The sequence below is a fragment of the Helicobacter fennelliae genome (genome assembly GCF_900451005.1).
Taxonomy (GTDB): domain Bacteria; phylum Campylobacterota; class Campylobacteria; order Campylobacterales; family Helicobacteraceae; genus Helicobacter_B; species Helicobacter_B fennelliae.
Genome location: NZ_UGIB01000001.1, coordinates 1171192 through 1189406, shown reverse-complemented (window position 1 = coordinate 1189406; position 18215 = coordinate 1171192). Strand labels below are relative to the sequence as shown.

Below are 18215 nucleotides of genomic sequence, written 5' to 3'. Positions count from 1 at the left end.
CACGTTATATCTGCTCCCATTGTTTTTGCTTCCGCTATTATTTCGGCAATCTACCGCATTCTATGATTTTTTTAAAAAATTCGTTGCCATTGCCAAATTTAGCAAATTCGTCATCGGTTACACTCTTATACGAAAAACTTTTGGCACTACGTAACTCTTTTCCACGAAATTGACTAATATTTGCGGCTATCTTCTCTATCTCCCCCCATTGTTCCTCTGCTTCTTTTTTTGATTTAAAACCCGTACCATAATAAAAGCCTAAGCACTCTTCACCCATCGACTTAAGCTCAGCCTTTGAAAGCTTTTGTAGATCTTCTATGCTTCTTGGCGAATCTCCGCAACCGCTTAATGTAAGTATCAATCCAAGTATTGTGGCAAATGTTAAGATTTTTTTCATTATGATTGCTCCTAAAGCTAGATAAGTTATGGAACTAAAAACGAAGAATATTTATCTCAACCATTAGAAAACAAAACCAATCTCACAAAAGTTTCAGAATCTGCACTTAAAAGAATGCAGCAAAAAATAGATGCATTTGCACAAAAAGGTTTTATGTCTAACACAAAGACTAAAGAACAATCTATTGACAAAGGAGGGCGACTATGAATAACAATACAATCAACTTAAACCAAGAAGAGCAAAAAGAGCTTAAAGGTCTCTATGCAAAGCTAAGCAATCTCTATAAAGAGAGAGCAAAACTAGAAGTGCTTAAAAAAGATAGAGAAGAAAATCTTAAAGAAGAAATAGCAAGTGCTTGCAATATTATCAACAAACAAGGAGAAACGCAAAGCTCAAAAGTCAAAATGCCTTTGGTAAATGCCATTTTAGATGAGCTTTATAGAGATAAGCCTAACAAAGAGGAAATCAAAGCAAGCACTATGGAAGATTATAAGCTTGCTATTAACAATAAAGAAGTCAATGAAGATTGCATTAAGAGCTACATAAGCAGCGATGAGAGCATTAAGGAAAATAATGATTCTATCAAGGAAGTCTATAAAGAAAGCTCAATTCTTTCTAAAGAGATTTTAGACGCACTGAATGCTCTATTAAAAGATGAATATAAGCTTCATTTGAATGATGAGCTTGTAAAGGGAGGATATGAAATCAAAGAAACAAAAGGTAAAGAAGAGCTATTAGAACTTAAAGAGCTAATAAAGAAGTTGGTAGGATAAAAACAGCAATGAGTGATAAAGAATTAGAACAAGAAATCCTAGCTTTAGAAAATGAAGTCAAAAGACTAGAAGATTCTACTAAAGAGATTATTCAATCTATCAAAGAAAGAATCCAAAATCTTAAAGACATTGCTTGGGAGAGAGAATCCAAAAAAGAAAGCAGCAAGATGTATAAAGTGCTAGAGAATGATAAGCCCAGCACTATTGTAAGAAGCAATGTTGGAGATGTGGTTGTAGATAGGGAGTTTATGGAAAAAGAAATACACAAACATCTTGATAATCCAGCATTAAGAGGAATGGTAACCACAGAAGAAATGCTCCCTTATCCTAAAGTAGCTAAGAATGTGGAAGCGGAATATAACGCAGAAATTAATGACCACACTTGGAAAGTAAAAGCAAATGATGAAAGTGTTTTGGCTTATGGAAGCAGAGAGTATATCAAAGATGATAAGGAAATCAATAGGCTTTTAACAGCCCATAGTAAAACAGAAAGAGGGGAAAGAACGCAGAGGCAAGCAGACAGGGTCAGCTCTGCTACCTATTTTAATGACCCCGATTTTCGTGGCTCTGCTAACGAAACTATAGCACAAAATAATAAAAATACAAATGTAACCTTGCCTAATGTTTCAGAATCTGCCATTGTCAAAATGAAGCAAAAGATAGAAAAGTTTGTACAAAAAGGCTTTATACCTAACACAAACGCTAAAGAACAATCTATTGACAAAGGAAAAGATAGATGAAATGTGCAAATTTAATCACACAAAAGGAGAGCAAATGAGACTTTTTATAGCAGAAAAACCAGATTTGGCAAAAGCAATTGTATCTGCCTTAAATGGCAAATTTGAGAGCCATTCAAATAAAGGTATTGGATATTACACAAAAGGCGATGACTATATAACTTGGAGCTTTGGTCATCTATTAGAGCTTTGTGAGCCTCACGATTACAATAAAGAGTGGCAGAAATGGCAAATAGAACACTTGCCATTTAAGATAGATACATACAAACACAAACCAAAAGAGCAGACCAAAGAACAACTTAAAGAAATAATCAAGCTAATCAATAAAAAAGAAATAACGCAGATTATGCACTGCGGTGATGCTGATGATGAGGGACAGATTCTTGTTGATGAGATTTTAGACTATGCTAAAAACACAAAGCCTATAAAACGTGTGTTAATCAATGACATCACGCCTGAAGCAGTGCGTGAGGAGATTCAAAAAGCAAGACCTAATGCTGAGTTTAAAACAATGAGCGATAGAGGCTTTGCTAGAAGTATTGCAGATTGGATTGTAGGTATAAACCTTACAAGAGCATACACTTGTGCCTATCGTGCTAAGGGAGGCAATACTACACTAAGGGTTGGTCGTGTGATGACACCTATTTTAAGCCTCATTGTAGAAAGAGATTTACAAAATGAGAATTTTAAAAGCATAGATTATTATAGTTTGAGTGGTGAGTTTGTAGTAGATTCTTTAAAGATTAAAGCCAATCTAAAGACGGAACAAAAAATTTTAGTTAAAGCTGAAATTGAAAACATAAAGGCAGCTACAGAATCTAAGCAATTCAATATTAAGATTAACAAAACACCAAAAAAAGAAAATCCTCCTCTGCCCTATAATCTTTTGATTTTGCAAACTGAAGCGGCAAAGCTCTATGGCTATTCTCCAAAAGATACATTAACCTATACACAAACACTGCGAGAAAAATATAAAGCCATAAGCTACAACAGAAGCGATTGCCAATATCTGCCTGAAAAGATTTATGAGCAAAGTAAAGGAATTTTAGAAGCATTAAAAGCAAACATAGGCGAACAAGACTTTTTAAGCAAAGCCAATCTAAGCATTAAAAGCAAAGCATTTAACGATAAAAATCTCTCTGCTCACTATGGAATAATTCCGCTCAATAGCAAGTTTGATTTTTCAGGATTAAGTGAAGCAGAAAAGAACATTTATATGCTGATAGCTAAACGTTTTGCTATGCAGTTTTATGAAGCAAGGGAGTATATCGCATATAGTGTAGAGCTAGAATATAGTGGCATAAAGTTTAACACAAGTGCTTCTAAAACTACAAAAAGCGGCTTTAAGGCTATCTTTACTGAATCTAGTGAGGAAGAGAGTGAAATAGAGCTAGATTTAGAAAACATCACAAGTAATACCGCTACTTTGCAATCTAGCGAGATAAAGACACTCCAAACAAAGCCACTGCCACAATACACAATGACCACACTTTTAAAAGACCTCAATCAAGTCGCAAAATATGTCAAAAATGAAAAAATTAAAAAGCTTCTTGTGGAAAAAGATAAAGATAAGAAAGGCGAAAGTGGTGGAATTGGCACACCTGCAACACGAAGTGAAATGATAGACAAGCTTATCACACAAGGCTTTATCACTTGCAGCAGTGATAAAAAGCAAAGTATCAAATCCACTCAACTAGGACGTGATTTGATTAAATGCGTAAGTCCTATGCTCTCAAACCCTGATATGACTGCTTTATGGTTTGAATACCAAAAAAGCATTGAAAAGGGTGAGATGAGTAAAGAAGAGTTCTTGCGTGATGTATTGGATTCTGTAAGGCTTGAGATTGAGAATATCAAAAAGGCAAATCTAGAGATAAAAATCTCAGGAGCGATTGTATGCCCACAATGCAAAAAAGGGCATTTACGTAGAATTAAAAGTGGCAAGAGTGCATTTTATGGGTGCAGTGAGTTTAGCAATGGCTGCAAATTTACTGCGGTAGAGAAAAATGGCAAACCTGTTTTAAATACAATAAGTAAATAAAATATTTTACTTATATTTACTTATATTTACTTATATTTACTTATATTTAATTTTATTTACTTTAAAGGAGTTATAATGGCAAAAACACAAAAAGTGCAAAATGGACCAACTCTTTTTAGTGTCTTTGACTACTATGATGAGAAAGGAGAGCTTCAAAATGATGTCTTCAACCCAAGTAATAGATATAGAGACCAAAGAGCAGATAGAGCAGTATTTCAAGGACAAGGAGAGACTAGCGGAACTCCTCAAAAGCAGAGGGAACTTTCAGGCGACACAGCAAGAGCAGGAAGCATTTCTAAAGAAAGTGAAGGAGGAGGGATACGACGGGTATGGGAATATGACCATACACGAGGAGATATGGGAGATAGAAGTGAGCAAATTGGAGAGAAAACTGCCTCAGATTCTAGTCAATCCACCGATAGAGTTTTATTTCGACAGGAGGATTTGGACGATAATAGAGGACGATTGGCAGATTCTGCCCCAATATCTCAATCCACTAGCGTGGGAAGATCTCAACTCGGCAATACAAGCGAACTATCATCACAGATGGATAATGGTAATACTCTTGCGGTGGGCGAAACATCTCTATCCCAAAGCAATAAAGGTGGCGGATTACGACAGACTGACTTATTTAGCGGAGAAGCAGCTGGAAGTGGAGATAGAAGCGTTTATGCAGGCATCACTTCTACCCAACATAGCGAACCTAACACCTTATGGAGTGTTGGAAGTGATGGGAGTAAGCCCCAATCAACATTGCCTAGAGTGGATGAAGCAACAAATGCGTATGAGTCCCAATCACAACAATATATGGGACATTCTAATGAGCGAACACAAAGAGAATCTAACAGAGGGGAATTATTAGAAAATTCAATGCGTGGCGATGCTACCACGCAAGAACTACAGGATATTACCAAAAATCAAACCCAAAGAACTGATGAGACAGAGCAAAAAGCAGATTCTAATTCGCAAACTACAAATATTCCACAATCCACACAAATACCAAATTTCGTAGCCACAAGGCAAAGGGGTGAAGCTCCAAGCTTGATAGCCGAAGAAGAACACATTGTTGTTGGGGAAAATTATAAATTAGGTGAAGATATAGTTGTTAAAGGCTTACGAACTAGATTTGAGGCAAATATCGCCGCTATAACTATATTGAGCCTGATAATCTATCATATAGAATCAACACAAGCAACATACTAGAGAACGATTTTAGAAGTGTGATTAAGTTTAATGGATTGTGGGCGAGAATTAATAATTTTTTCTCCAATATCTACGAACACATACAAAGCCAAGAAGTAAAATTGCTAAAAAATACAGAAATTATAGAATATTTAAGTGAGCAAATCAAGCACAATGAATATCCAAACGCCACATATTTAGACGCTTTACGCAGAGATAACAACCAAATAATAAAAGAAATCCAAAAAATGAGCCAACAGAAAGGCTATGTAAGCACTTTTGCGCCCAAATCATTTGAAATTAAAGCTATAAATGAAACTGCCAGAAAAATACAAGTAGAAAAATAAATTAAAAAGTATTAACAAGTAATATATTTTATATTAAATTTTTTTAAATTATTTATATATATTTAAAAATATTAAATTATAATTATTTATATTTAGATTTAAATAATTTATTTTCATTTATTTTTATTTTATAAAATTATAAATAATTGTAAAATAAAGGATAAAAAATGAATAAACAAAAAAATGACTTTGTCGTGTTGGAGAGCAAATATACAAATGATTTGTTTAGTATATATCATATTAAGCGAATTAACCTTGAAGTTTATACAGACAATGGTGTGATAAACAGCATAGCTGTATATATAAATGATGAAGAGTGGGAAGGATTCTCTGGGCTTGATAGAGAAAAATTAAGTGAGAGATTTGAGGAAGTGTTGCAAAGAGATATTTTAAGAGAAATTGGCAGTAGGCTCAATGCTGGTTGTGAAAACATTGATATGGAAATGCTCATTAAAGAGTGTGTAAAAAATATTAAAGCAAAGGAGCAGGAATGATAATTGCCATAGCAAATGAAAAGAGTGGTAGTGGCAAAACTACAATGGCAGTAAATCTAGCGTGCTATCTAGCCAAACAAGGTGATAAAGTAACACTTATTGACGCAGACCCACAGCGGAGCAGTGAAGTTTTTAGCAATAATAGAAGCGATAGTGAATTAAAGCCGTTGTTTTCAAATATAAGTAAATTGGGCAGTTCATTAAAAGATGAAATCACTTTGCAAGAAAGCAAAAACGATTGTGTAATTATTGATACAGGAGGAGCTGATAGTAAAGAGATGCGAATAGCTATGAATAGGGCAAATTTGCTTATTATCCCCACAATCCCATCACAATATGATGTAGTGGTGCTAGATAGAATGCTAGAAGTGTTTAACTTGGCAAAAGAGAATAATCCAAAGCTTCATTGTCTTATTCTCTTTAACAAAATTAGTCCAAATCCATTTTTGCATAAAGAGTTAGATGAGTTAAAGGAGTTTGTAGAATCTGCTATTAAAGATAAGAGCTTGGAGGAAGTAGCCATTCTAAAATCATTGATTTATGAGCGCAGAGCATATAAGAGGGCTGTAATAGATGGTAAAAGTCTAGATGAGTTTAACGATGATAAGGCAGAGAACGAATTTCAAGCTTTATGCGAGGAAATCGTGGCATTTGGAAAAACATTATAAATACTTATAAAATATTGTAAATAAAATTATTGTAAAATGTTTTAAATATTTTAATTAAGGAATAAAAATGGGTGGATTTAAAAAACAAACAGCACAGCCTCTACAAAGTAAAGGTGTAAGTGAGAGTGAATTTGAAAATGGCGGTAGGGCTGAAACAAAGGGTGTAGTAAAAACTAAAGTTTTTAGCGTTTTGCTACCCATAGAGCTCATAGAGCGTCTAAAACGCTACCAAAATAGTGAAAATGCCAAAAGAATAGAGACACAAACATATATTTTCACTCAAGCACTCAATGCGTGGCTGGATAGTAAGGGGTTTGAAAACAAGGAAGACAAAGATGAATCAAAATAAAACAGCCTTTATCTTTGCTGGTGTTAATGGTGCTGGGAAAAGCACGCTTTATTGGAACGAGGTTGAAAAAGGAGAGGCGACTTGCACAAGCATTTTAGCTCTTGTAGCTATTGGTGATTGTTCTATTGAGACAGCAGCAAAAAATGGGCGCATTCAATCAATTAAGGCTGTAGATACTAAAGCATTTAGTGTGCTTGGCATTTATAGCACTTATACAACCATTGTTTCAGGTAATTAACCTTAACCTACCAGCTATCTTTGTATAGCTAGTAGGTTATTCAGTGCAATTTGTTAGTATTTACCCCCCCCCCATTTATCTTGAGATAATAAAATCTAACAATTATCATCATTCTCTAGTAGTTCCTGTATCGCCGCTAGTTGTCCATCGCAATTCTCTATTATCATTTCGCCCTTTGGATTCTTGCTTTGTATTGCTTCGTAGGTTATGCTGTGCATTGCTTGGCAAAAGCACCTTATCATTGCTTGGTCTGCTACTTTGCTTATATGCCACATTGCCCTTGGACATTCCGCACATATCGGCATAGGATTTGGGTCGATTTCTAAGAGAAGGAGCGTTGGACTTGTATAAAGTGGAATTTGGTTTAATGATGCCTCCTTGTCCTCCAAGTTTTCGTTCTGCATTGTATTTTGCCCATTGTTCTCTTGTGTATTTTCTTGACTTAGGTTTTGCATTTTCTATCCTTTGTGTTAAATTTGCTTTTTTGGCGTAATAATTTGCCCACTCTTGTTTAGTATAGCGTTTTGGTGCATTCTCTGTGATGTTTGTAGAATCTGTGCTTTTTATATTGCTTTCTTTTAGCTTCATAGTCGTTACTACTTTAACCTTAGGGAGCTTTATGAAGCTTTTTTCTGCGCGATTCATTACAGATATATCCCACTTAGCAACCTTTGTTGCTGTGCTAATAGTATAAAGTCTGCCTTTAATTTTTTTCTCAAACTCATAAGGACGCAACTCATAGCCTATTTTTGCAATGCGCACATATTCTCCTTTTTGTAATTTAGAATCCTCTACAATCTGCCGCAGATTCTCTCCCCAAATGGTTGCATTGCCTTTGCGTGTGTAATAGCTAATAAAATAGCTAGGTTTATTGAGAATATCATTATTGTATGGTGCTTCACCAAAATCTAGCACTCTATAATAATGTGGTTTGGCATTATGTTCGTGCAAGGTTTTTGGTTCTACATATTCTAGATTATTGTTTGCGATTTGTCTTCCGCGAACCTTATCTCTTCTGCTTGTGGCGAGAGCATAGATTCCACGCTTGTTAAGATTGTCGGCAAAGCTCTTACGAATTTTCAAGCAATCTGCCTTTTTAATATCAATGCGCGAACCATCGTTGTTGGTAGCCTTTAAACAAATATGGCAGTGAGGATTATCTGTATCATTGTGAAAGGCAAGTGTAAAATGTGTGTTTGGATAGAGATTTTTTATCGTTTCAAATGCAGCATTTCTAAGCGAACTCTCATCGCAGTCATCATAATCACGCATTGAAAAAACCATATTGTAAGTTTCTCTCCGCTCTGTTTTATTTTCATTTTCATTTGGGATAACATAGCCATTTTGATAATTTTCAAGGCAATACACAAGGTCTTTTTTGTTGGTATAAATATTCAAATCAGAATCTATTAGCTCTAAACTCCCTTGCCTTGAAATATAGTTAATATGTGCGCTCAATTGCTTTGTATTTTTTGCGTTTGAAGTAATTTTAAATACTACTTCATAGCCATTGTTTGATAATTTTTCACGCTTTAAAAGCTTAGCTTTTGCTGGATTGCTTTGGACAATTTGCTTGAAAGAGACAAGTGGTTTTGATTTTTTTCTTGCGAGATTGATTTGATTAATTTTGGCGTGCTCAATTCGCACATTTTTTATTTTCTTTGCTTTCCACTCAAGTTCATCATCGCTAAATCTTTTTGGAGTAACACTCATTGTAAAATTCCTTGTGAATTATGACATAGTGCTTTAATCTCACTAGACATTTGTGTAAGTTTGCTATCTAAGTGCTCTAATGTTGTAAGCAGATTAGAAGCTATGTCTGCTTCACTTTGTGTGTTTAACACTCGCGCAATTTGATTGATATTGACACCAATTTTATTAAGTTCGCTTCGAGTAAGTGCAAGTGCTTCAATCTCTTTATTGTCAAGGATTTTGGAATTGTAAATCATATTAAGTGTATGGAATTTTATAAACTTTGGCACGGAGCTTGTAGTTGTATTTTGCGCTATACATTTCAGCAAATCGTATTCTTTCCTTGTGAATGAGATTTTAATAGTCTTATAAACTTCTTTAGAAGACTCTTTGACAGATTCTATTCTTTTAAAGTGTTGTGAGCCTTGCAAATGTTTATACAGCAAATCATTAAGTATGCTTGATTTTGACATATGCAATTCTTTGGATAATTGATTTAAAACATCTGCATTTTGCAAAGAGATTCTAAATGAAATAATCGTATTTTTGTTTGCCACTTCCCTACCCTCATCCTTATGTTTGGTGTTTGCTATTTTGTTTGGTAATGCAAAAGTATTATCAAATAAAAACACTTCGTTTTGATTTTTCAAAACGACTTCCTAGCAAAATCTTTGCTAGGACTTTTCTCAAATTTGTGTTTTACAAAATTGAGACTTAAGAGCTTCGCAAGACACAGGACAAATTTTTAAATTTGTGGAAAAAAGGCTTAAAAATGTATTACATTTTGCACCTTTTTCCCTATCCTACATATTCTACATATTCTACATATTCTACATATTCTTAAAAACGCATTATTTCATATAAATATCAAATAGTCAAGTATTTTTGATATTTTATATCTATATATTTTTAAATTTATGATATAAATTGATATTATTTTTATATAACACTAAAGGAAAGGTAACTTAAAATGGAGACGCCATATATTAAATCTTTGAGGGAACAGTATGCGGCTGCTATGAAAAAAGCAATTGCAAAAGAAAATGCAAAGCTCAATACTTTGTATAAAAATCTTTCACTTAGCATTTTTAATGAGGCACAAAACAATGAAGAGCTTAATAACATTATCAAGTCTTCTCCAAAAATCAACGAATCTTTTCAAAAGTTGGTAGCAATATTTAATGAAACTACACCAAAAAATACAAAATCTAATATAAAGGATAAAGAATGAGCATTTTCAATAATTTAAAAAAGACAGACGATGATTTTTTTGAAATCAGCTTTGAATCTAATGAGACCAATAAAACACTTAGCTTAGTGAATGAACATAAAGATACTTATGGACAAAACAATAATAAAGATGAAATTGATAGTGTGCTTTCTCATCTAGTCGCACTTGATGTTGCACGCAAAGAAAATATAAAAAGTAATGGCAATATAGACACACCAAATATAGAATTTAGTATTGCCTATGGATTAAATGGCAGGAGAGTAGAGGAATATATGTCTGTGCCATTGGGTATGGGACATTTTGAAAAAGGTATAAACCATTTGCGCGAAAATTTTGGAGTGGATTTAGAATCCAAAGTAGCACAAAAAGAAAAGGAGCATACTGATACTAGACTAGATAAATTTTGCTCTGCTTTAAAAATGCCACCGACACTAAGCTTAGATGAATTAGATGAAAAAGGCTGGGATACTATAGGCAAAATGGCAGATTTGGCAAAAGGATTGTCTAGTCCTGAGTTAGCAGGTTTTTTAGCTGGATTTCAAGGAGCAATTAGAGAAGCTCACCACAAAACACCAAGCAGTCAAGCTGAAATAGACAATAATAAGTTTGCACAACTTATGTCAAAAAAATTAAACATCTCTCCACAAGAGGCAAGACAAATTATAGATAACGCCCAAAATCAAAAAGATACCATAGAAAAAAAATCAAATACGGAATCTAAAATTGAAGTTTCGCAAGAAAAGATTGATGAGATCAAAAAGAAAAGCGAGATTGCAATTAAAAATCAAAAAAAAAGTAAAAGTAAAGCAAGGGAGCGAAGCAATCAGAATCCAAGTTTAGGAAAGGATAGGTAATGCCTCGCCCACCAATACAAAAACACTATCTTTATGTTCCATATAAGGATAAGGAAGAAGCCAAAAGTCTTGGTGCAAAATGGGATAGCGAATCTAAAAAATGGTATGTATCTGGCAATACTGATTTGCATCAATTTAATAAATGGAAATATCCACAAGAAAATGAAATTGACATCAATGAAGCATACAAACAATTTAACAAGGCTTTGAGTGAGAGCGGATTAATTATTGATGGATTGCCTATAATGGATGGCAAAATCAAACGAGTAAAAGTCAGTGGCGATAAGGGGAGCGAAAAAAGTGGGGCTTATGTTGGATATATAGATGGATATCCTGCTGGATATATTGAGAATTTTAAAACAGGAGAAAGAGTTAATTGGAAATTTAAGTTAGAACAAGAAGTTCAAGTTAAATCTCTAAGTAATGCAGAAATTGAAGCCATTAAAAAAACAAATGAATTAAGAGCAGCTCAAAGAAAGGAAGAGCAGTTAAGACTTAATGAAAAAACAGCTGCACGATTAAAAGATGAATACGATAATGCACAGATAGCGCAAGTCAATCACCCCTACTTGAAGGCAAAGGGCATTGAAGTTCAAAATTTAAGGGTGGATAGATTTGGTAATTTACTTATTCCTTTGAGTGATAGTGATGGTAAGATGTGGAGTGTGCAACGAATTGCTGCTAATAGCAATAAGATTATCGGTGTAATCAAAACTCAAAAAGAAAGAGAAAATGGCGAGGAATACTCAGCAAGGAAAAAAGGGTGCTTTTACAGCTCTGAACCATTAGATTTGCACGATCAGTTTTATATCTGCGAGGGCTTTGCAACTGCTAAGAGTATAGAAATTCTGCTTGATAAGCCAAGCATAATGGCGGTAGATTCTGGAAATTTAATAAATGTATGCGAGGCACTACTTGAAAAATACCCCCATAAACAAATTACTATCTGCGCGGATAATGATTTAAAAAATAAAGTCAATACAGGACTTAATGCCGCATTAAAGTGTAAAGAAAAGTATCCTCAAATCAATGTTATTAAGCCAAGTATGGCGGATAAAAATATTAGTGATTTTAACGACTTAATGCGGCTTAAGGGTGTAGCAGTGGCAAGAGCAGATGTTAAATCACAACTAGCAGCAACGCAAATGCAATACAAATCTCAAGATAAGGAGATGGGAAATGAAGCTGTAAGATTCTAATTTAAAGCAGTAATGCAGAATTTGATAAGGAAAAACCACAATCAAGGAGAATTAAGATGAATTTAACACAAGCACAAAAGCAGGAGGCAAAAGAGCTTCTATCAAAGCTTGAAAATCTTTATAATCACAGAGCTGGACTTGATATACTCAAAATAAATAGAGAAGATACATTGAGAGAGGAAATAGCTAGCATATGTGATATAAGAAATAAACAAGGAGAAATCCAGCCAAACAAGGTAAAAATGCCTTTGCTGTTGGCATTAATAGATGAAATATTCTTTAATAAAACCAACAAGAAAGAGGAAGAATACGCCTTAATGAGTTCATACAGACAAGCTTTATCAGGCAAAGATGTCAATAAAGATACGATTAATGCCTATGTAGCGTTACAAGAGGAGATTGAGGAAAACAATCAGAATCTAAAAGAGGTATTCAAAGAAACCAGCACTCTAGATAAAGAAATCCTTGACGCTATTAATCTAATCGCAAAAGAAAGATACAAGCTGTGGGCAAAAATATGGGCATTAGAAACTTTTAATCAAAATATCCAACAAAATGTTTTTTGAATACCTGTGTCATTTCAACTATTGTCTGTTCTTCATTGTTTAAATTTTTAAAAAGAATATCTTGCAAATCACTAATTACTGCACTCTTAAACAAGATTCTTTGGTTTTGAATGCTTATATAAGCAATGGTTTGAAGTTTATCTTTTCTCTTGCTTGAATTTTTTTCTTTATATGCAAACATTATGTCTTTATTTAAGCTTTCTAACTTATCTATAATTTTTTGTTTATGATTTTCTTTTTGAACTCTTCTATAATAACAATGAGTAATTAGCCAACCGTCAATAACTCCACCAAGAGTAAAACCTAAATTTACTATAAAATCCATAGCCTTAATCTCTAGCTAAAACTTCTTTAATAGTAGTAAGCAAATCTTTTTCGTCTTCTGTTTTATCGTCTATTTTAATGTATTTGTCAAATGATTCTCTATCTTGTCGTATTAATTTGCAAAAACTTGCATCCACAAAGGAATCAGAAAATGGCAATTCAAGATTATCAACCTTGATTAAAGTCTCTTGTTTATCTTTAATCCATTGAGAGAGATATTTTTTTTCAAAATCCTCACCATTTCTCTCCTCATCGTGCTCTGCATTTCTAGCATAAGGCGTTGAAGTGTATTCGTTAAAATTAAATGTTATCATCTTGAAATCCTTTCAAAAACTCTCTTATTGGTAATTCAAAGCTTATCAAAGTACCGATTGCTTTATGTTCCTTAATCCTATCACTATTGGAGCAGTATTTTAACTCATCTTTGTTAAAATTTAATTCATAAAAGTCTTTCTTAGATACGATTTGCATTTTTGCTCCTTTACATTTTTTTATGCTCTCTTCTAGTCTTTTTGTTCCATTACCTCTTTTAATATTTTCTCCATCATAGTTTCTGTGCCTTTCATTATTAGATTCAAATATAATCTTTACATAATTTTTCCGAATAGCTCCTTCATCAAAGCTGTCTTTAATAGAATCTTTCACACTACTTCGCTTTTTGATAGCAGCAGCAAAACCTATTCCCTTATCTAAAAGGGCAAACTTTATCACTTCTCGCTGAACCTCGCCAGCTAGATATATTGTTTTATTAGTGTCAGCGTGTTGTTGTATATTAACCATAAGCTCTAAAAATATTTTCATTAAATAATCTCTTGCTTTTTTATTATCAGCTCTAATTTGATTAAGAGAAAAATGAACTATCTCTTTAGAGATTCTTAGAAGTGCCTGCTTTAATTTTTTTTGGTTATCAAGGGAAATTTTTAAGATACACAATTTTCCTGCTTGATTTTGGGTAGGCTTATTGCATAAAATTTGAAAGATTCCTGTTTGGATAAACATATTTTTTATGTTTTTGTCTTTAGGCATTAAATCTTCTCTAAATCTGAATGAAATATCCTTGCTTTCACTGAAATACTCTAATAAACTTGTAAAAAGCAAGCATAAACCCAAATCAAACCTTTTTAATTTTCTAAAGCTAATTTTAAAGCCTTTAGGATTCTTTGAAAGAGCTATTGTATCTTTTATAATTTTATGTATATCTTTTTGGTTAAGCTCTAATGACTTATAACCAAATGAATTGTCCTGTTTATTGTTGCTCCGAACCCTATTTGTTCTTTTTCGTTGTCTTTTTTCCTGATATTTCGCTCTTATTTTATTACAATAATAACAATATTTTTTTGAATTATAAACTTTTTTCATAAAATTATTATAGCATACACTCAAAGAAAATAATTGAAAAATAATTGAGGTTAAAAAAAGGCTTAAGATTTACATCTACTTTTTATCTCTTTTCTCAATTGCTTCTTTTGCACCCTCTGGTATATTATCCTCAAAAAGGTTATCAATTTCCTTAGGACGCGTTATCATCTCCTGCACAATAAAATTCAACATTTCAAAGAGTTTATAGGCAATGCGTGGATTATCATTTATATCTAGCTCTTTTGTAGAATGCACCGCATTATTTCCTGCGATACGCACAATATCTAAGGCTTTTTGCACCTTTGGAGAAAGTCCCAATTTGACAAGTTCTTTAATATCCTCATTAATATTTTTACCCTTAAGACTTTTGTATTCTGCAAAATTATCCCTTAAATACACCATTAGCTCCTGCAAAGCTAGACGCAACAAAGCACAAGCTGCTCTAGGAGAATCCCCTAAGACATTAGAGGCTTCCTGATAGATTGCCTTAATGGATTCAGGCATATCCTCTGCTGGAGGAATGGCAGATGATTTGGGATAGAGCATTTCCTCTACTAATTGTGGCTTACCATTTTGCGAGAATCCACATCTTTGCCAAAGACTATAATTCTTGCATACTTGGCATATCGCAATATGGATAGAATAGCCTAATTTATAAGCATTTCCATCATATAAGGCTTGCCATTCTATTTGAGCTAATACTTTACAATATGGACAAGTAAAAGCTTTTTGATAAAAGCTTGGGGGAACAAATTTGTTATTCATAATTAAAGATTATTGTGCCAAAAAATGTCGTGGATACTGTCATAGTTCCCCTTTGTTTTTATATGTGTAAAGCATTGTAACAAATTTTAGTTAAGTGCGTGATGAGAATAGGGCTTGATTATGGCATTTTGATAAAAGCTTCGCTTTTCTAAAAATGGTAATAAAACACCAAAAAAGAATTTGGTATTGATAATCACCCTGCTTTACCCTAATAACTTTTTATTTTGGAGTTTTTCCTCTGCTTTTAGAAATGCGAGGCATTTATCAAAGCAATATTTATTTGTGTGGTATCTGCCACACAAAATATGTTGGTAATTTTGACTTTACGCAAAATTACTTGACCGATTAGGATTTTTAAGATAAAATCTAATTTTAGATTTTATCTTAAATTATATATTTAATGTAATTTTAAGCTTTTATCTTGCTGAATTAAAACTTTTGTCATTTGGGAACTTTTAAGGGAACTTCTTACAATTAAAGTCTTATAAAACACTATAAATAGGATTATTTGATGATTTTATCAGAATCCCTTCCTCGATTCCAAACGATAAAACCTTCATTGAAAACAGGCATGATCAAAGCATTTGGAGTGTGCTAAATAAAATCTATAAACTTAAGAATTTTGATAGATTTTACCCTATCAAAGATTCGCGCGATAAGCTTTTTTTGGGCTCACACCAACTAAATCCCACAATAAAAGCATTTATTTTTGGACAGCTCTGGATACTTGGCAAATTTTTGCCATTCTCTTCCAAAAACAGAAAATCCATACGCGTTTGTTTGAAAGTATTGCGTGATTATGTAGTGCAAAAATAGCCCTTGCAAAATCTTCTTTGAAATACAAATAACCCACAGGATTTTATCTTGCAGGATTTTATTTTGCTAATTCAAAATGACGAGATATTTTAGATTCTAGATTCTCTGGATTGCCACGCAAGGATAAACCTTGCTCGCAATGACAAGCCTACCCCCTCAATTGCGAGCAAAATTTTCAAATTTTGCGTGGCAATCCACTTTTTGATTTTAGATTCTATGCAAACACAAAAGCGTATAAAAAAATTCTAGATTTTAAGATGAGTTTGCAAGAGTTTGATAGATTGTGAAGTTTGAGAGCGAGAAAATAGAACTTCAAAGAAATAAAACTCATGGTTCATTGACGAAGCGAAAAACAAATCTCGTAGCTCAAATCACTTAAAAGCTAGGATTTATATCTCATGGAAATTAGATTCTAGAATCTAAAAATACACGCAACTGCTTATACTCATCTCTCTGCAAAAACCGCACTTTACCCACAGGCAAATGATTAAGATGAATCCACCCATATCGCACGCGCCTTAGATCCAAGACATTTGCCTTAAAATGTCCAAAAAACCTTCTTAGCTCACGATTCTGCCCTTCTGTGAGCGTTACTTTGAGTCGAGAATGATGAGGGGTGTTTTTCAAAATCTCATATCGCACAAAAGGCGCGATAGTCATTGTTGTGATTTTGCTTAATTTATGTGCGCCATTTTTGGTATCTTTAAGGCTTAGCCCCTGCTGCATAGATTCTATCATTTCTTGCGTGATGAATGTGTCGATTTTGATGATATACTCTCGCTCCAAATCACTATGCATAAGCGCATGAACGACCTTTTTTGAATCACTCAAAATAAGCAACCCCTCACTTGCAAAATCAAGCCTCCCAACAGGCACAAATCCGTTGTATTTTTTACCCAAACTCTGATAAATAACCCTGCGACCCCGATCGTCTTTTTTGCTTACAAGCTCACCTTTTGGCTTATGGTACACAATCGCTGTGTATTGCTCTTCTTTAGCCTTTGCAAGTGGCTTACCATCAATAAAAACCCTCTGCCCCTCATCAATACTATCGCCTAGATTTGCTTTTTGTCTCTCGATATTGACGCGTCCTTGCTTGATGAGCTCATCTGCTTCACGTCTAGAATACGCAGAATGATGAGATATATATACATTAAGACGCATTATGAAAGTATCTTTGCTATTTCTTTGGCGTGATATGAGATGATGATGTCAGCCCCTGCTCTCTTAAATCCTACCAAAGTCTCCAAAAGCACGCGCTCATAATCAATCACACCAGATTTTTGAGCGGCTTTAAGCATGGCGTATTCTCCGCTGACATTATACGCAGCCAATGGAAGCAAGCTCTGCTCCCTAATATCTCGTATGATATCCAAAAAAGCAAGTGCGGGCTTTACCATAATAATGTCTGCGCCCTCTTGTTCATCTATTTTAGATTCTAGTATGGCTTCTCTGCGATTGGCGATGTCTTGCTGATAGCTTTTTCTATCGCCAAAACTTGGAGCAGAATTTGCCACATCTCGAAATGGTCCATAATACGCGCTTGCAAACTTTGTCGAATAGCTCATAATCGGAATATGCGTAAAATTATGCGTATCAAGTCCATTTCTGATATGAAGCACCATGCCGTCCATAGATGCGCTAGGTGCGATAATATCAGCCCCAGCACGAGCTAGCACGACAGCCTGCTGCGCTAGAATCTGCAATGTCTTGTCATTATCAACAGATTTTAATCCCATATCAAGTATCCCGCAATGCCCGTGATCTGTGTATTCACAAAAGCATAAATCCGCTGTGATGACAAACTTTGGATAAGCATTTTTGATAGCTCTAATGCATTGACACACGATATTGTTTTGATTTAACGCCTCTCTTCCGCTCGCATCTTTATGTGATGGAATCCCAAAAAGCAAAATATGAGTCATTCCCAATCTCTCTAACTCCTCGCATTCTTTGAGAATCTCATCAATACTCATTTGATAAATGCCCGGCATTGAGGTGATTTCGTTTTTTATCCCCTCGCCTTCGATTACAAAAAGAGGAAAAATAAAATCTGAAATATCCAATCTTGTCTCTCTAACCAAATCACGAATACCCGCATTAAACCGCAATCTACGCATACGTCTAAACATCACAAACCTTTCACAAGCCTTTAAGTAAATATAAAATCTAGCCCGTAAATA

At 34.1% G+C, this 18215-nt stretch carries 22 protein-coding genes; 13 read left to right on the top strand and 9 right to left on the bottom strand.

Going from position 1 to position 18215, the window contains the following annotated elements; genetic code table 11:
- Positions 1–37: 37 nt before the first annotated feature.
- Positions 38–397, bottom strand: a complete 360-nt coding sequence (locus DY109_RS05855) for an EexN family lipoprotein (protein WP_023949701.1) — start codon at positions 395–397, stop codon at positions 38–40.
- Between the two features lie 203 nt (positions 398–600).
- Between DY109_RS05855 and DY109_RS05850 the strand changes: the two genes are divergently transcribed.
- The 9 genes from DY109_RS05850 (at position 601) to DY109_RS11475 (ending at position 7226) form a co-directional block, all read left to right on the top strand.
- Positions 601–1170, top strand: coding sequence for a hypothetical protein (locus DY109_RS05850; protein ID WP_115737820.1), 570 nt, complete (start codon positions 601–603; stop codon positions 1168–1170).
- 8 nt (positions 1171–1178) lie between these two features.
- Positions 1179–1910: a hypothetical protein gene (locus DY109_RS05845; RefSeq protein WP_023945961.1), complete on the top strand. Its 732-nt coding sequence runs from the start codon at positions 1179–1181 to the stop codon at positions 1908–1910.
- A 34-nt stretch (positions 1911–1944) separates the two neighbouring features.
- Positions 1945–3948, top strand: coding sequence for a DNA topoisomerase (locus DY109_RS05840; RefSeq protein WP_023945960.1), 2004 nt, complete (start codon positions 1945–1947; stop codon positions 3946–3948).
- Positions 3949–4023: 75 nt separating this feature from the next.
- Positions 4024–5151: a hypothetical protein gene (locus DY109_RS05835; protein ID WP_023945959.1), complete on the top strand. Its 1128-nt coding sequence runs from the start codon at positions 4024–4026 to the stop codon at positions 5149–5151.
- Between the two features lie 101 nt (positions 5152–5252).
- On the top strand, positions 5253–5477 hold the full coding sequence (locus DY109_RS05830) for a hypothetical protein (protein WP_023945958.1): 225 nt from the start codon (positions 5253–5255) through the stop codon (positions 5475–5477).
- 167 nt (positions 5478–5644) lie between these two features.
- Positions 5645–5971 carry a hypothetical protein gene (locus DY109_RS05825; protein ID WP_023945957.1) on the top strand — a complete coding sequence of 109 codons (327 nt, stop codon included), beginning with the start codon at positions 5645–5647 and terminating at the stop codon, positions 5969–5971.
- Entirely contained in the window at positions 5968–6639 is a 672-nt protein-coding gene (locus DY109_RS05820; RefSeq protein ID WP_023945956.1) for an AAA family ATPase, read from the top strand. Before DY109_RS05825 ends, DY109_RS05820 begins: the two co-directional genes overlap by 4 nt.
- 67 nt (positions 6640–6706) lie before the next feature.
- Complete coding sequence (locus DY109_RS05815) at positions 6707–6988, top strand: hypothetical protein (protein WP_023945955.1); 282 nt, start codon at positions 6707–6709, stop codon at positions 6986–6988.
- On the top strand, positions 6975–7226 hold the full coding sequence (locus DY109_RS11475; RefSeq protein ID WP_023945954.1) for a TRL domain-containing protein: 252 nt from the start codon (positions 6975–6977) through the stop codon (positions 7224–7226). The genes DY109_RS05815 and DY109_RS11475 overlap by 14 nt, the downstream gene beginning before the upstream one ends.
- A gap of 108 nt (positions 7227–7334) precedes the next feature.
- Here DY109_RS11475 and mobP1 read toward each other — a convergent pair whose 3' ends face one another.
- Together mobP1 and mobC are read right to left on the bottom strand one after the other, a co-directional pair.
- Complete coding sequence (gene mobP1, locus DY109_RS05805) at positions 7335–8939, bottom strand: MobP1 family relaxase (protein ID WP_023945953.1); 1605 nt, start codon at positions 8937–8939, stop codon at positions 7335–7337.
- Positions 8936–9568, bottom strand: coding sequence for a plasmid mobilization relaxosome protein MobC (mobC, locus tag DY109_RS05800; protein ID WP_023945952.1), 633 nt, complete (start codon positions 9566–9568; stop codon positions 8936–8938). Before mobC ends, mobP1 begins: the two co-directional genes overlap by 4 nt.
- 368 nt (positions 9569–9936) lie before the next feature.
- Here mobC and DY109_RS05795 point away from each other — a divergent pair, with 368 nt between their 5' ends.
- From DY109_RS05795 to DY109_RS05780, 4 genes are read left to right on the top strand one after another with little or no spacing between them, the layout of a single operon-like run.
- On the top strand, positions 9937–10149 hold the full coding sequence (locus DY109_RS05795; protein WP_023945951.1) for a hypothetical protein: 213 nt from the start codon (positions 9937–9939) through the stop codon (positions 10147–10149).
- Positions 10146–11003 (top strand): hypothetical protein, encoded by an 858-nt coding sequence (locus DY109_RS05790; protein ID WP_023945950.1) that lies wholly within the window; start codon positions 10146–10148, stop codon positions 11001–11003. Before DY109_RS05795 ends, DY109_RS05790 begins: the two co-directional genes overlap by 4 nt.
- On the top strand, positions 11003–12202 hold the full coding sequence (locus tag DY109_RS05785) for a DUF5710 domain-containing protein (RefSeq protein WP_023945949.1): 1200 nt from the start codon (positions 11003–11005) through the stop codon (positions 12200–12202). Before DY109_RS05790 ends, DY109_RS05785 begins: the two co-directional genes overlap by 1 nt.
- A 56-nt stretch (positions 12203–12258) precedes the next feature.
- Positions 12259–12768 carry a hypothetical protein gene (locus tag DY109_RS05780; protein WP_023945948.1) on the top strand — a complete coding sequence of 170 codons (510 nt, stop codon included), beginning with the start codon at positions 12259–12261 and terminating at the stop codon, positions 12766–12768.
- Here the strand turns inward: DY109_RS05780 and DY109_RS05775 are convergent.
- From DY109_RS05775 to hemB, 6 genes are all read right to left on the bottom strand, one after another.
- Positions 12737–13093, bottom strand: coding sequence for a hypothetical protein (locus DY109_RS05775; protein WP_034548940.1), 357 nt, complete (start codon positions 13091–13093; stop codon positions 12737–12739). The genes DY109_RS05780 and DY109_RS05775 overlap by 32 nt on opposite strands.
- Positions 13094–13097: 4 nt before the next feature.
- Positions 13098–13406: a hypothetical protein gene (locus DY109_RS05770; RefSeq protein ID WP_023945946.1), complete on the bottom strand. Its 309-nt coding sequence runs from the start codon at positions 13404–13406 to the stop codon at positions 13098–13100.
- Positions 13393–14451 carry a hypothetical protein gene (locus DY109_RS05765; protein WP_023945945.1) on the bottom strand — a complete coding sequence of 353 codons (1059 nt, stop codon included), beginning with the start codon at positions 14449–14451 and terminating at the stop codon, positions 13393–13395. Before DY109_RS05765 ends, DY109_RS05770 begins: the two co-directional genes overlap by 14 nt.
- A 75-nt stretch (positions 14452–14526) precedes the next feature.
- A complete protein-coding gene (locus tag DY109_RS05760; RefSeq protein ID WP_023945944.1) occupies positions 14527–15216 on the bottom strand; it encodes a DUF4145 domain-containing protein in 690 nt (229 codons plus the stop codon).
- A 1221-nt stretch (positions 15217–16437) separates the two neighbouring features.
- Entirely contained in the window at positions 16438–17196 is a 759-nt protein-coding gene (locus DY109_RS05750) for a pseudouridine synthase (protein ID WP_023945941.1), read from the bottom strand.
- Positions 17196–18164 carry a porphobilinogen synthase gene (hemB, locus tag DY109_RS05745; RefSeq protein ID WP_023945940.1) on the bottom strand — a complete coding sequence of 323 codons (969 nt, stop codon included), beginning with the start codon at positions 18162–18164 and terminating at the stop codon, positions 17196–17198. The genes DY109_RS05750 and hemB overlap by 1 nt, the downstream gene beginning before the upstream one ends.
- Between the last annotated feature and the right edge of the window lie 51 nt (positions 18165–18215).

Bases quoted from the DNA above. Each gene is read 5' to 3' on its own strand.
- DY109_RS05850 (WP_115737820.1), top strand. From the start codon at position 601: ATGAATAACAATACAATCAACTTAAACCAAGAAGAGCAAAAAGAGCTT.
- hemB (WP_023945940.1), bottom strand. From the start codon at position 18,164: ATGTTTAGACGTATGCGTAGATTGCGGTTTAATGCGGGTATTCGTGAT.
- DY109_RS05815 (WP_023945955.1), top strand. From the start codon at position 6,707: ATGGGTGGATTTAAAAAACAAACAGCACAGCCTCTACAAAGTAAAGGT.
- DY109_RS05775 (WP_034548940.1), bottom strand. From the start codon at position 13,093: ATGGATTTTATAGTAAATTTAGGTTTTACTCTTGGTGGAGTTATTGAC.
- DY109_RS05765 (WP_023945945.1), bottom strand. From the start codon at position 14,451: ATGAAAAAAGTTTATAATTCAAAAAAATATTGTTATTATTGTAATAAA.
- DY109_RS05760 (WP_023945944.1), bottom strand. From the start codon at position 15,216: ATGAATAACAAATTTGTTCCCCCAAGCTTTTATCAAAAAGCTTTTACT.
- DY109_RS05790 (WP_023945950.1), top strand. From the start codon at position 10,146: ATGAGCATTTTCAATAATTTAAAAAAGACAGACGATGATTTTTTTGAA.
- DY109_RS05770 (WP_023945946.1), bottom strand. From the start codon at position 13,406: ATGATAACATTTAATTTTAACGAATACACTTCAACGCCTTATGCTAGA.
- DY109_RS05750 (WP_023945941.1), bottom strand. From the start codon at position 17,196: ATGCGTCTTAATGTATATATATCTCATCATTCTGCGTATTCTAGACGT.
- DY109_RS05795 (WP_023945951.1), top strand. From the start codon at position 9,937: ATGAAAAAAGCAATTGCAAAAGAAAATGCAAAGCTCAATACTTTGTAT.
- DY109_RS05825 (WP_023945957.1), top strand. From the start codon at position 5,645: ATGAATAAACAAAAAAATGACTTTGTCGTGTTGGAGAGCAAATATACA.
- DY109_RS05780 (WP_023945948.1), top strand. From the start codon at position 12,259: ATGAATTTAACACAAGCACAAAAGCAGGAGGCAAAAGAGCTTCTATCA.
- DY109_RS05855 (WP_023949701.1), bottom strand. From the start codon at position 397: ATGAAAAAAATCTTAACATTTGCCACAATACTTGGATTGATACTTACA.
- DY109_RS11475 (WP_023945954.1), top strand. From the start codon at position 6,975: ATGAATCAAAATAAAACAGCCTTTATCTTTGCTGGTGTTAATGGTGCT.
- DY109_RS05840 (WP_023945960.1), top strand. From the start codon at position 1,945: ATGAGACTTTTTATAGCAGAAAAACCAGATTTGGCAAAAGCAATTGTA.
- DY109_RS05845 (WP_023945961.1), top strand. From the start codon at position 1,179: ATGAGTGATAAAGAATTAGAACAAGAAATCCTAGCTTTAGAAAATGAA.
- DY109_RS05820 (WP_023945956.1), top strand. From the start codon at position 5,968: ATGATAATTGCCATAGCAAATGAAAAGAGTGGTAGTGGCAAAACTACA.
- mobP1 (WP_023945953.1), bottom strand. From the start codon at position 8,939: ATGAGTGTTACTCCAAAAAGATTTAGCGATGATGAACTTGAGTGGAAA.
- DY109_RS05785 (WP_023945949.1), top strand. From the start codon at position 11,003: ATGCCTCGCCCACCAATACAAAAACACTATCTTTATGTTCCATATAAG.
- DY109_RS05835 (WP_023945959.1), top strand. From the start codon at position 4,024: ATGGCAAAAACACAAAAAGTGCAAAATGGACCAACTCTTTTTAGTGTC.